The sequence below is a fragment of the Segniliparus sp. genome (genome assembly GCF_051660745.1).
In the GTDB taxonomy this organism is placed as follows: domain Bacteria; phylum Actinomycetota; class Actinomycetes; order Mycobacteriales; family Mycobacteriaceae; genus Segniliparus.
This window is the reverse complement of the sequence record NZ_JBOFQF010000009.1, coordinates 54,920-66,451: the sequence shown is the minus strand read 5'-3', so window position 1 is coordinate 66,451 and position 11,532 is coordinate 54,920. Positions and strand designations below refer to the sequence as shown.

Annotated in this window: 12 protein-coding genes; 5 read left to right on the top strand and 7 right to left on the bottom strand. The window is 68.0% G+C overall.

Features of this window, described 5'->3' with window-relative positions; all coding sequences use genetic code 11:
* Positions 1-47: 47 nt before the first annotated feature.
* The 3 genes from ACRC20_RS03440 to ACRC20_RS03430 all read right to left on the bottom strand — a co-directional run bounded on the left by ACRC20_RS03440 (position 48) and on the right by ACRC20_RS03430 (position 1,157).
* Positions 48-275, bottom strand: coding sequence for a hypothetical protein (locus tag ACRC20_RS03440; RefSeq protein WP_438684943.1), 228 nt, complete (start codon positions 273-275; stop codon positions 48-50).
* Positions 276-454: 179 nt separating this feature from the next.
* Positions 455-697: a hypothetical protein gene (locus tag ACRC20_RS03435; protein ID WP_438684942.1), complete on the bottom strand. Its 243-nt coding sequence runs from the start codon at positions 695-697 to the stop codon at positions 455-457.
* Positions 698-920: 223 nt separating this feature from the next.
* Entirely contained in the window at positions 921-1,157 is a 237-nt protein-coding gene (locus tag ACRC20_RS03430; protein ID WP_438684941.1) for a hypothetical protein, read from the bottom strand.
* Between the two features lie 201 nt (positions 1,158-1,358).
* Here ACRC20_RS03430 and ilvD point away from each other — a divergent pair, with 201 nt between their 5' ends.
* Together ilvD and ACRC20_RS03420 are read left to right on the top strand one after the other, a co-directional pair.
* Positions 1,359-3,203: a dihydroxy-acid dehydratase gene (gene ilvD, locus ACRC20_RS03425; RefSeq protein ID WP_438684940.1), complete on the top strand. Its 1,845-nt coding sequence runs from the start codon at positions 1,359-1,361 to the stop codon at positions 3,201-3,203.
* Positions 3,203-4,396 (top strand): PQQ-dependent sugar dehydrogenase, encoded by a 1,194-nt coding sequence (locus ACRC20_RS03420; RefSeq protein WP_438684939.1) that lies wholly within the window; start codon positions 3,203-3,205, stop codon positions 4,394-4,396. Before ilvD ends, ACRC20_RS03420 begins: the two co-directional genes overlap by 1 nt.
* A gap of 7 nt (positions 4,397-4,403) precedes the next feature.
* On the opposite strand, the gene ACRC20_RS03415 is transcribed toward ACRC20_RS03420, so the two are convergent.
* Positions 4,404-4,844 (bottom strand): PaaI family thioesterase, encoded by a 441-nt coding sequence (locus ACRC20_RS03415; protein ID WP_438684938.1) that lies wholly within the window; start codon positions 4,842-4,844, stop codon positions 4,404-4,406.
* A gap of 95 nt (positions 4,845-4,939) precedes the next feature.
* The gene (gene gatB, locus ACRC20_RS03410) at positions 4,940-6,448 is read right to left on the bottom strand and encodes an Asp-tRNA(Asn)/Glu-tRNA(Gln) amidotransferase subunit GatB (RefSeq protein WP_438684937.1); all 1,509 of its coding nucleotides are present in this window, start codon (positions 6,446-6,448) and stop codon (positions 4,940-4,942) included.
* A gap of 61 nt (positions 6,449-6,509) precedes the next feature.
* On the opposite strand from gatB, the gene ggh reads away from it, so the two are divergent.
* Positions 6,510-7,847 carry a glucosylglycerate hydrolase gene (ggh, locus tag ACRC20_RS03405; RefSeq protein ID WP_438684936.1) on the top strand — a complete coding sequence of 446 codons (1,338 nt, stop codon included), beginning with the start codon at positions 6,510-6,512 and terminating at the stop codon, positions 7,845-7,847.
* 165 nt (positions 7,848-8,012) lie between these two features.
* Positions 8,013-8,792, top strand: coding sequence for a slipin family protein (locus ACRC20_RS03400; RefSeq protein WP_438684944.1), 780 nt, complete (start codon positions 8,013-8,015; stop codon positions 8,790-8,792).
* An 8-nt stretch (positions 8,793-8,800) separates the two neighbouring features.
* Here ACRC20_RS03400 and ACRC20_RS03395 read toward each other — a convergent pair whose 3' ends face one another.
* A complete protein-coding gene (locus ACRC20_RS03395) occupies positions 8,801-9,835 on the bottom strand; it encodes an ATP-dependent 6-phosphofructokinase (RefSeq protein ID WP_438684935.1) in 1,035 nt (344 codons plus the stop codon).
* Positions 9,836-9,989: 154 nt separating this feature from the next.
* Between ACRC20_RS03395 and ACRC20_RS03390 the strand changes: the two genes are divergently transcribed.
* On the top strand, positions 9,990-10,436 hold the full coding sequence (locus ACRC20_RS03390) for an SRPBCC family protein (protein ID WP_438684934.1): 447 nt from the start codon (positions 9,990-9,992) through the stop codon (positions 10,434-10,436).
* A 21-nt stretch (positions 10,437-10,457) separates the two neighbouring features.
* Here ACRC20_RS03390 and ACRC20_RS03385 read toward each other — a convergent pair whose 3' ends face one another.
* Positions 10,458-11,495 carry an LLM class F420-dependent oxidoreductase gene (locus ACRC20_RS03385; protein ID WP_438684933.1) on the bottom strand — a complete coding sequence of 346 codons (1,038 nt, stop codon included), beginning with the start codon at positions 11,493-11,495 and terminating at the stop codon, positions 10,458-10,460.
* Positions 11,496-11,532 lie beyond the last annotated feature (37 nt).

The following is an 11,532-nucleotide window of genomic DNA, read 5'->3' as shown; positions in this document are numbered from 1 at the left end:
GCCGGGGCGACAGGTGTCGCCCCGGCCCGAGACCAAGCCGTTCGAGGCTACGAGTTGTGGCCGTGGCTGTCGCCGGAGCCCGCCGAGCCCGCGTTGCCGCCCGAGGAGTCGGAGCCGTTGCCGCTGCCGGACCCGCCGCCGTTGTTGTCGCCGCTCGCGTGCACGGGGCCGATGGCCTGCGGGGCAGGCGAAGCAGAAGCCGCGACCGCGAAGACCGGGGCAAGCGCGAAAGCGCCCAGCGCCGCCGCCGAAACAAATTTGAAAGCCAAAGCCATGGTGACTTACTCCTCGCTAAATGGGTCAAGTAGACCGAATCGATCTCGCAGATTCGGGAGAGTCGCCCGAAATGCGCCTTTTGCTTATTTTTTGTTCAATTTTTGTTCAGTTTTTCTCAAAAGAGATATTGCGAGCCGCCGATCATGCCGCTCGCAATATCGCACGCGCCCCATCGGCTTTAGTGCCGAGTTCCGGGGCGCAAGATCGGAATCCCGTTTTGGTTGTTCATATTTTTCTGCTGGTCCTGGTTGTTGTTGTGCCCGTGGCTGTCGCCACTGCCCGCGCTGCCCGCGTCGGCCATATGCCAAACGACCGCTTGCTGCGCGACTGGCGCGGCATTCGCCATCGCCGGGGCCAGGCCGAACACCATCAACGCCGCGACAGGAGCCGTTCGCGCAATCGCCTTCACAACACCGCTCATGATCTTCTCCGTTTCGTTTTCGTCCGCTTGCGAATTTCCACTCTTCACACCCGGACCGGCCCGGAGCCCCTTTCGTCCGATCCTGCGGAATACAACACGAGAAAAAGGCCCGTCATTCCCGAGGCCTTCCCTCTGTATGTCTCAATTCGATAACGCTCCAACGGCCTTCGTCCACGGATCGCCGCAGCGGGCAAGGCTTTCTTCCGTCGCCTTCCCGCCTGCCTCAGCGCTGGCTTGCGGGCGGCAGCAAATGCACTTGGCTCTGGTCGTTCGAGACCCGAGGCTGCGGCAATTGGTTGCTGTTGTGCCCGTGGCTGTCGCCGCTGCTCGAATCGGCCATGTGCGCGACGACCACCGACTGCGCGGCAGGCGCGGCGCTCGCCATCGCCGGAGTCAGCACGAACATCCCGAACGCGGCGACAGAGGCGGCTTTCGCGATTGTCTTCATAACCTTGTCCATGGTCTTCTCCTTCGTCTCCTCGCGGCCCGCCGTGGCGCTCGCGCCGGGGGCCTGGTCTGCGTTTCGCAGCTGCCAGTTCCAACATCAAGTCATCCCATGATATTTCTGCTTTCGCATGAGATCTCCATCACATCGCTTGACAGGCGGGCGGCCCTCGGGGAGGCACGCGGACAAGGCCCGAGGAACGGGTAAACTAGGGAGATGCCGCCACTTCGATCTAGAACGACCACCATCGGCCGCGCGGCGGCCGGAGCGCGATCGCTCTGGCGCGCCACCGGTCTCACCGATTCCGATTTCGGCAAGCCCATCGTCGCCATCGCGAACTCCTACACACAGTTCGTCCCCGGGCACGTGCACCTGAAGGACGTCGGAGAGATCGTCGCCGAGGCGGTCCGCGAGGCGGGCGGCGTCGCGAGGGAGTTCCACACCATCGCGGTGGACGACGGCATCGCCATGGGGCACGGCGGCATGCTCTACTCCCTGCCCAGCCGCGAGCTCATCGCGGACTCGGTGGAGTACATGGTGAACGCGCACACCGCCGACGCCCTGGTCTGCATCTCGAACTGCGACAAGATCACCCCCGGCATGCTCAACGCCGCGATGCGCCTGAACATCCCGACCGTCTTCGTCTCCGGCGGGCCGATGGAGGCGGGCAAGGCAGTGGTGGTCGACGGCGTGGCCCAAGCCCCGACCGACCTCATCACCGCCATCGCGGCGAGCGCGAGCGAGACCGTCTCCGAAGAGGGGCTCGACGAGGTCGAGCGCAGCGCCTGTCCCACCTGCGGCTCCTGCTCGGGCATGTTCACCGCGAACTCGATGAACTGCCTCACCGAAGCCCTCGGGCTCTCCCTGCCCGGCAACGGCTCGACCTTGGCCACCCACGCCGCCCGGCGCGCGCTGTTCCAGCGGGCGGGCTCGGTCGTCGTGGACATAGCCAAACGCTGGTACCACGAGGACGACGACTCGGTCCTGCCCCGCAACATCGCCACCCCGAAGGCCTTCGCGAACGCGATGGCGCTCGACGTCGCCATGGGCGGCTCCACGAACACGGTGCTGCACATCCTCGCCGCCGCGAACGAGGGCGAAGTCCCGTTCGTCCTCGCGGACATCGACGCGATCAGCCGTCGTGTGCCCTGCCTCTCCAAGGTCTCCCCGAACTCCGACTACCACATGGAGGACGTGCACCGGGCGGGCGGCATCCCCGCGATCCTCGGCGAGCTGCGCCGGGGCGGGCTCTTGCACGAGGACGTGCGCACGGTGCACTCCCCCTCGTTCGCCGCGTGGCTCGACACCTGGGACGTCCGCTCCGGCAAAGCCTCCGCCGAGGCCGTCGAGCTCTTCCACGCAGCGCCGGGCGGGGTGCGGACCACCGAGCCCTTCTCCACCGAGAACCGCTGGTCGAGCCTGGACCTCGACGCCGAGGGCGGCTGTATCCGCGACGTCGAGCACGCCTACACCAAAGAGGGCGGGCTCGTGGTGCTGCGGGGCAATCTCGCCCAAGACGGCGCGATCCTCAAGACCGCGGGCATCGACGAAGACCTGTTCTCCTTCCAAGGGCCCGCCGTGGTGGTGGAGTCCCAGGAGGAGGCCGTCTCCGCCATCCTCGGGAAAAAGATCAAACCCGGCGACGTCGTCGTCGTGCGCTACGAGGGCCCCGCAGGAGGGCCCGGCATGCAAGAGATGCTCCACCCGACGTCGTTCCTCAAAGGCATGGGCCTCGGCAAGCTCTGCGCGCTCATCACCGACGGACGGTTCTCCGGGGGCACGTCCGGCCTCTCGATCGGCCACGTCTCGCCCGAGGCCGCTTCCCGCGGGTTGATCGGCCTTGTCGAGAGCGGCGACCAGATCAGGATCGACGTGGCTTCCCGCGCGCTCGAGCTGCTCGTCCCCGACGAGGTGCTCGCCGAGCGCCGCGCCAAGATGGAGGCCTCGGAGCGCCCGTGGACCCCGAAGGACCGCCACCGCCCGGTGACCGCCGCGCTGCGGGCATACGCGGCGATGGCCACATCCGCAGACCAAGGAGCCGTGCGGAGGCTGCCCTCCTGATGAGATTCCGCGCTTTCGCCGCTTCGGCGGCCTTCGCCTGCGCTTTCACCCTCCTCACCGGCTGCGCCGATTTCGAGCACCTCAACAACTCGCCGTTCCAAGACGCGTTCCAAGGAGCGCTCGGCGGCGGCAAGAAGCCGCCAGCCGACCCGCAGCAGCCTCCGCCGAACCAGGACCAGCAGGGCCCGGACGACCGCAAGCCCGGCCCATGCGTGGACCTCGACCCGGCCGTCATCGCCACCTGCATCAAGATCACTGGCGGGATCGCGCCGATCCCGGGGGCCGATGCCGCCCTCGTCGCCGAGCGGAGCACGGGGAACATCCTGCTGGCGAAGCGCGGCCCGAGCCAGAAGGCCGCCCTGCTCACGCATGTGGACGTGAACGCGGCTGGCGACGGCGGGCTCATGGACCTCGCGCTCTCGCCGAACTTCGCCACCGACGGCGCGATCTTCGCCTACATCTCGACCGGGTCCGACAACCGCGTGGTGCGCCTGACGAAAGAGAGCGGCGCGAAAGACGTCCTCACCGGCATCCCGCACACAGCCGACGGGAACTACGGATCGATCCAGTTCGGCCCCGGCGGCGCGCTCTACGTGCTCACCAGCAGCGCGGGCGACGAGGCCGCGGCACAGGACCCGGGCTCGCTCGCGGGCAAGATCCTCCGGATCGAGCCCGACCAGCTCGGCGGCGACGGGAACGCCGCGACGAAAGTGATCGTGAGCGGCCTCGGCTCGGGCGGGGCGCTCTGCTTCGACGTCGACGACCCCGACTCCACGCTCTGGTACACCAACCGCAGCCCGGTCAAAGACGAGCTGCTCCGCATCCCCAAGGGAGCGAGCTCGCCGCAGCTCGTCTGGAGCTGGCCGGAGCGTCCGGGCGTGTCCGGGTGCGCGGTCAAAAAGATGGTCGCGTTCGTCGCGGCGCACGACAAGCTCTTCACGCTCGCCATGCCCACCGGGGCCAGCGGCCTGCCCGCCGAGCCCGTGGTCGCCGTGGACGGCAAATACGGCGTGCTCGGCGATGTCGCCGCCTCGGCGGCGGGCATGCTCTGCTTCGGGACGGTCAACCAAGCCCCTGGCGGCAGGCCGGACGAGAACGTCGACGACCGCGTGGTCTGCAGCGCAGGCGGCGGCGGAGGCGGCAAGGGCGGGGTCCCCGGCTTCGGCGAGCCGCCGAAGCCGAAGGACGACTGACGCGCGCTCAGCCGATGGCGCGGAGCTGGTAGACGCCCCGGCTGATCGCGACCACCGTGCCGTCCTCGGCCTTGAGCTCGCCTTCGAGGACGTAGTCCGCCTTGCCCTGCGCCACGGTCTCGGCCGTGATCGCGGCGATGGACTCCTCGGACAGCTCGACCTCCACTGTCACATCGCCAACGGCAGGCCTGCGGAAGCGGATGTTCACCTCTTTGGCGATGGGAAAGAACTTCGTCGTGTCGAACGAGGTCAGATAGAGCAAGCCCCCCGGCAGCTCCGCCAATGTGAAAAGCGCCCCCGCATACATGGTCCCGATGTGGTTCTCGTTCCCCCGGAAGGGCATGAGGCACCGCACCCTCCCCCGCTGGGCAGCCACGACCTTCAAACCGCTTCGCTCGACGAACGCGATATCGATCGCGCCGGGTTCGAGCAGCGTCGCCTCGTCCATAGTCCATCGCCCTTCGGAATCGTGTCGTGCGTTACAACAACGACATCGATGTTATACGAAACACGAAACGCCGGCGGCGGCGGGCGCGGAATGGCCTAGAGGGCCCCGCAGGTCTTGATGATGAGCTCCCGCACCGTCTTGCCGTCCGCCTGGCCCTTCATCGCCTTCATCACCGCGCCCATGACCGGGCCGATGGCCTGCTGCCTGCCCTCGCGGATCGCCTCCGCCTCGGCGGGGAACTGCGCGAGCACCGCATCGACGGCGGCCTGGAGCGCGCCGTCGTCCCGCACGACCTTCAAGCCCCGCTTCGCGACGACCTCCTCGGGCTCCCCCTCGCCCGCGAGCACGCCGTCGACCACTTGCGAGGCCATCTTGCTGGTCAGCTCCCCCGACGCGACCAATGCCAGCGTCTTCGCCACCTGGACCGGGGCGATCGGCAGCTCGGCGAGCGCGACGCCCCGCTCGTTCGCGACCCTGGATAGCTGGGAGAGCCACACGCCGCGCGCCGCGTCGGCCCCCGCGCCCGCCTCGACGGTCTGGATGAGCAGCTCGACGGCGCCCGCGTTCACGACGTCGCGCATCACCTCGTCGGTGAAGCCCCATTCCGCCTGCAGCCGCGCCCGGCGCTTCGCGGGCGGCTCGGGCAGCGTCGCCTTCAGGCTCTCCACCCAGGCCGCGTCCGGGGCCACCGGCACGAGGTCGGGCTCCGGGAAGTAGCGGTAGTCGGCGGCGGTCTCCTTGATGCGCCCCGATTTGGTCGTGCCGTCGTCCTGGTAGTGCCTGGTCTCCTGCAGGATCTCCCCGCCACGGACGAGCACCGCCGCCTGCCTGCGCATCTCGTGGCGCACAGCGGTCTCCACGCTGCGCAGCGAGTTCACGTTCTTCGTCTCGGTCCGCGTCCCGAACACCTCCGCGCCTTTGGGCATGAGCGAGACGTTCGCGTCGCAGCGCAGCGACCCCTGTTCCATCCGCACGTCGGAGACTCCGAGCGCGCCGAGCAGGTCGCGCAGCGCCGTGACGTACGCGCGGGCGATCTCCGGGGCGCGCTCGCCGGTCCCGACGATGGGCTTGGTGACGATCTCGATGAGCGGCGTGCCCGCCCGGTTGAAGTCCACGAGCGACTGGTCGGCTCCGCCGATCCGGCCGTCCGCGCTGCCGATGTGGGTGAGCTTGCCGGTGTCCTCCTCCATATGCGCCCGCTCGATCCCGACGACGAACACCGTCCCGTCCTCAAGCGTCACCGCGAGCTCGCCGTTCTCCGCGATCGGCTCGTCGTACTGCGAGATCTGGTAGTTCTTCGGCATGTCCGGGTAGAAGTAGTTCTTCCGGGCGAAACGGCCCCATGGCCGGATCGAGCAGCCGAGGGACAGCCCGATCCGCACGGCGGATTCGAGGGCCTTCTCGTTGAGCGACGGCAGCGCGCCCGGCAGCCCCAGGCAGGTCGGGCACACCTGCGTGTTCGGCGGCGCCCCGAACACCACGCGGCAGCCGCAGAACATCTTCGTGGCGGTGTTGAGCTCGACGTGGACCTCCAGGCCCAGAACCGGGTCGAAACGCTCCAGGACCTCGTCGTAGTCCAGCAAATCAGCGGCAGCAACAGTCATCGGGACAGTCTAACGTCCCCAAATCCTGCCGAACGCGCGGATTTCCCGCAGAATGGTTCGGATGATCCGCCGTCCTTTCTCCCGAACGCAGCTCGCCGCGAGGGCGGCGTACCTCCTCAAGGGAAACGACCTCGGCGCCATGACCACGGCGGCGCCGAAGCTCTACCCGCACATGTGGAGCTGGGACGCCGCGATCGTCGCCGCAGGCCTCGCCTCGCTCAGCGTCGAGCGCGCCGTGCGCGAGCTGGACACGCTCCTCTCCGCGCAATGGTCGACCGGGATGATCCCGCATATCGTCTTCGCGCCGGGGGCCACCGGCTATTTCCCCGGACCGGAGCGCTGGGAGACTGCGAGGCTCGCGCAGGCGGCCCCGAAGAAGCCGGAGACCTCGGGGATCACCCAGCCGCCGGTGCACGCCATCGCGGTGCAGCGCGTCCTGGACCACTCCCGCCACCGGGGCAAGACCGTGCGGACCGTCGCCGAGGAATTCCTCGACCGCCGCTGGCCGGACCTCATGCGCTGGCACCGGTGGCTCGCCACTGCGAGGGACCAGGGCGAGCACGGGCTCATCACGCTCTACCACGGCTGGGAGTCGGGGATGGACAACTCGCCCCGGTGGGACGGGGCGTACGCGAACGTCGTGCCGGGGCAGATGCCGGGGTACGTGCGGGAGGACATCTCGGTCGTCGGCGATCCCAGCCAACGCCCCAGCAATGCTGAGTACGACCGGTACCTGTGGCTGGTGGAGCAGATGAAGTCTGTCGGCTACGACGACGCCAAACTGCCGTCCGTCATGGACTTCCAGGTGCAGGACGTCTTCTTCTCGGCCTTGTTCGCCATGGCGTGCGACATGCTGGCCTATATCGGCGAGGACTACGCGAAACCCCATGCGGACGTACGGGAGCTGCGTTCCTGGGCCGAGCGGTTTCGCGCGGGCGTCGCCTCCACGGCGCACCACCGCTCGGGAGCCGCGTGCGACTTCGACCTCAAGACCGGGAAACGGATCGTCACGGACACCCTGGCTGTCTTCGCCCCGCTCATCTGCGGCGGCCTCGACCGTCCGCAAGAGCTGGCCCTCGCGCGACTTTTCGAAGGATCGCGCTGGTGCGGGCACCCGGACCTGCTCTACGCCCTGCCGCCGTCCACCTCTCCGGTCTCGAAGGACTTCCGCCCGAAGGAGTACTGGCGCGGCCCCGTGTGGCCGGTCATCACCTGGATCTTCTCGTTCGCCTTCGCGCGCAGGGGCTGGCCCGAGCGCGCCGCGCAGCTCAAAGACGAGGCGCTGCGCCTGGTCGCGGACGGCAAGTTCGCCGAGTACTACGAGCCGCACACGGGCGAGGCGCTCGGCAGCATGCAGCAGTCCTGGACCGCCGCCGCCGTCCTCGACTGGCTGGGCTGACGCGGCCGCTCGGCCCGGCTTCCGCGCCGAACCCGGCGGCCCGAAAAAATGTACAGTGGAATCAGCCAGCGGCGCCGCGCGCGAGCGCCTCGTCTCTGACGGGTGTGTGATCGTTTTCGGTCGGCGCAAGGAGTCCTCATGCACGCGCTCGTCCTCACCGCCACAATGCTCGTCTTCTTCGGGGTCATCGCGCTGATGCTCGCCGTCAAAGTGGTCACCCAGTACGAGCGGGGCGTGCTCTTCCGGCTCGGCAGGGTCGTCGGCGTCCGCGACCCCGGGCTGAACCTGATCGTCCCCGTCGTCGACCGGCTCCACAAAGTGTCGCTGCGGATCGTCACCATGCCCATCCAGTCCCAGGGCATCATCACCCGCGACAACGTGAGCGTCGACATCTCCGCAGTCGCCTACTTCCGGATCATCGACGCGGTGAAATCGGTCGTCGCCATCGAGAACGTGGCCGCCGCGATCAACCAGATCGCCCAGACCACCCTGCGCAAAGTCGTCGGCCAGCACGTCCTCGACGAAATCCTCGCCGAAACCGACATCATCAACGCGAACATCCGCGAGATCCTCGACACGACGACATTGGAGTGGGGCGTCGAGGTCGCCGTGGTCGAGCTCAAAGACATCCAACTGCCCGACAGCATGCAGCGGGCCATGGCCCGCCAGGCCGAGGCAGAGCGCGAGAAACGCGCCAAGATCATCGCCGCCGAGGGCGAGGCGCTCGCGGCCACCGCGCTCGGGCAGGCCTCCGACACCATGATGGCCCACCCCATCGCCCTCCAGCTGCGGAATTTGCAGACCTTGATCGAGCTCGGGGTGGACAAGAACACCACGGTGGTCTTCCCCGCCCCGCTCATGACCGCGATCGGCGAGCTGACCTCGTTCATCGAGCGAGAGGGCGCAGCCGCCGCGCGTCAGCGGGACCCGCTCGGCAGCAGTTGAAGCCGTCCTCAGCCGAAGAAGGCCTTCGCCTCCTCGTACCGGTCGACCGGCACGCGCTTGAGCTGACGGGTCGCCTCGGACAACGGCACGAGGTCGATCTTCGTGCCGTGCAGGGCCACCATGTTCCCCTCGCCGCCGTTGTGCGCGGCCTCGGCGGCGTGCAGGCCGAACCGGGTGGCGAGCACCCGGTCGTACGGCGTGGGCGTTCCGCCGCGCTGGATATGCCCGAGCACCGTGACTCGCACTTCTTTGCCGATCCGCCGCTCGATCTCCGCGCCGAGCTGCCGGGAGACTCCGGTGAAGATCTTGTGGCCGAACTCGTCGATCCCGCCCTCCGCCAGGGTCATCGACTGCGGGTCGGGGGAGGCTCCTTCGGCCACCACCACGATGAAGTGCGAGTCGCCGCGCTGGAAGCGCTTCTTGACCATCGTGCAGACTTCGTCCACGTCGAACGGCACTTCGGGGATGAGCGTGAGATGCGCGCCCGAGGCGAGCCCGGCGTGCAGCGCGATCCACCCGGCGTGGCGGCCCATGACCTCCACGAGCATCACCCGCTGATGGGACTCGGCGGTGGTGTGCAGCCGGTCGATCGCGTCTGTCGCGATGGCCAGCGCGGTGTCGAAGCCGAACGTGACATCCGTGCAGTCGATGTCGTTGTCGATGGTCTTCGGCACGCCGACCACGGGGACTCCGGAGTCCGCCAGCCAGCTCGCGGCGGTGAGCGTCCCCTCCCCGCCGATGGGGATGAGCACGTCGATGCCGTTGTCGTCCAGGGTCTGCTTGATCCGGTCCAGGCCGGCGCGCAGCTTGTCCGGGTTCACCCTGGCGGTGCCGAGGATCGTGCCGCCGCGCGTCAAGATCCGGTCGATCTTGTCGAGGTCGTCGAGTTTCACCCGGCGGTCCTCCAAAAGGCCCCGCCATCCGTCTTGGAAGCCGAGAACCGTGCTGCGGTAGCGCCCGACCGAGGTCCGCACCACGGCGCGGATCACCGCGTTCAGGCCAGGGCAGTCACCGCCGCCGGTGAGCACTCCGATCCGTTTCACTCAAAGCTCCTTCCGCGATCGACACCGCCCAGGCTACCTTCGTCCGACCCCCGCCGCCGGGCAAGCAGCTCTCGGCACGGCTCGCCCCGATCTCCGCTCCGGGTTAAGATCACCATGATCGTGATGCTTGACCGCTCTTTTGAGGAGACTTCCCGTGCCCAGCTACAGCCACACCCTTGAGGTCCACGCCCCTGCCGAGCGTGTTTTCGCGGTGCTCGACGACATGGCGAAGACGCCGCTGTGGCTCAAGCGGTGCACCCAGATCGACAAACTCGACCAAGGCCCGAACGCGGTCGGCACGCGGCTGCGCTACCACTACAAGGACGGCGGGCGCGCAGGCGTCATGGAGGGCTCGATCGTCGCGCTGGTCCCCGGGCGGCAGCTGACGATGTCCTACACGGACAAGATGATGGACGTGACCGTGGACTTCGTCGCGGCGCCCTCGGCCGAGGACCGCGCCTCGCTGACCCACACCGTCACGATCGAGACCAAGGGGTTCGGCAAGCTCGTCACGCCGATGGTCAAGCGCCAGCTGCCCGGTCAGACCATCGACGCGATGACCTCGCTGAAAGCGCTGGTCGAAAGCGGCGAGACCCTCTAAGCCGGGGACTCTCGCGGAGGCTCAGAGGAGCTCTTTCAGCGCCTCGATCTGCTTGATCCGCCCAGCCGTGTCCTCGGCGAACGCCGTCACGTTGAGCACGGTGGCCCCGGCCTCCTTGAACGCCGCGACGCGCTCGGCGACGAAGCTCTTTGGCCCGATCAACGAGATGCTCCGCACGAGCTCGTCGGGAACAGCCTCGACCGCCTCGGCCTTCTTCCCCGCAAGGTACAGGTCTTGGACGAGGTCGGCTTCCTTGCCGTAGCCGTACGTGGTGGCCAGGTTGTGGTAGAAGTTCTTCCCCTTCGCGCCCATGCCGCCGATGTACAGCGCCAACTGGGGCTTGACGAACGCGAGCAGGTGGTCGACGTCCTCGCCGATCGCCAACGCCGGGGCCGCGTACACGTCCAGCTCGCCGAGCTCCGGGGCGCGCTTGGCCTTGCCAGCAGCGATCGCGGGACCCCACACCTCGCCCGCCTTCTCGGGCAGGAAGAAGATGGGCTGCCACCCCTCGGCGATCTCGGCGGTCAGCTCGACGTTCTTCGAGCCGAGCGCGGCGATCACCACAGGAATCCGGTCGCGGACGGGGTGGTTGATGAGCTTGAGCACCTTGCCGAGGCCAGTGCCCTGCTCCGGGGGCAGCGGGATGGTGAAGTGCTTGCCCTGGTACTCCAGGCGCTCCCGCTTCCACACCTTCCGGCAGATCTCGACGGTCTCGCGGGTGCGGCCGAGCGGCGAGTCGTATTTCACGCCGTGGAAGCCCTCGATGACCTGCGGCCCGGAGGCTCCGATCCCGAGGATGAAGCGGCCGCCCGACACGTAGTCCAGGCCCGCCGCAGTCATGGCGAGCAGGGTCGGGGTCCGGGTGTAGAGCTGGAAGACTCCCGACGCGAGCTTGACCGTGGAGGTCTTGGCGGCCAAGTACCCCAACTGGCTGGCCGCGTCGTAGGAGTACGCCTCGGCGACGAACGCCACGTCGAGGCCGACCTTCTCAAGCTCGATGACTTCTTCCGCCACCTCGATGAAGCCGCCTGCGTAGTTCACCATCGTCCCAATGCGCATGCGGCCAATCTACCGCGTTGACCATCTGGACAACTCG

Excerpts from the sequence above, each read along its gene's own strand:
- ACRC20_RS03440 (WP_438684943.1), bottom strand. The coding sequence starts at position 275 with ATGGCTTTGGCTTTCAAATTTGTTTCGGCGGCGGCGCTGGGCGCTTTC.
- ACRC20_RS03435 (WP_438684942.1), bottom strand. The coding sequence starts at position 697 with ATGAGCGGTGTTGTGAAGGCGATTGCGCGAACGGCTCCTGTCGCGGCG.
- ACRC20_RS03430 (WP_438684941.1), bottom strand. The coding sequence starts at position 1,157 with ATGGACAAGGTTATGAAGACAATCGCGAAAGCCGCCTCTGTCGCCGCG.
- ilvD (WP_438684940.1), top strand. The coding sequence starts at position 1,359 with ATGCCGCCACTTCGATCTAGAACGACCACCATCGGCCGCGCGGCGGCC.
- ACRC20_RS03420 (WP_438684939.1), top strand. The coding sequence starts at position 3,203 with ATGAGATTCCGCGCTTTCGCCGCTTCGGCGGCCTTCGCCTGCGCTTTC.
- ACRC20_RS03415 (WP_438684938.1), bottom strand. The coding sequence starts at position 4,844 with ATGGACGAGGCGACGCTGCTCGAACCCGGCGCGATCGATATCGCGTTC.
- gatB (WP_438684937.1), bottom strand. The coding sequence starts at position 6,448 with ATGACTGTTGCTGCCGCTGATTTGCTGGACTACGACGAGGTCCTGGAG.
- ggh (WP_438684936.1), top strand. The coding sequence starts at position 6,510 with ATGATCCGCCGTCCTTTCTCCCGAACGCAGCTCGCCGCGAGGGCGGCG.
- ACRC20_RS03400 (WP_438684944.1), top strand. The coding sequence starts at position 8,013 with ATGCTCGTCTTCTTCGGGGTCATCGCGCTGATGCTCGCCGTCAAAGTG.
- ACRC20_RS03385 (WP_438684933.1), bottom strand. The coding sequence starts at position 11,495 with ATGCGCATTGGGACGATGGTGAACTACGCAGGCGGCTTCATCGAGGTG.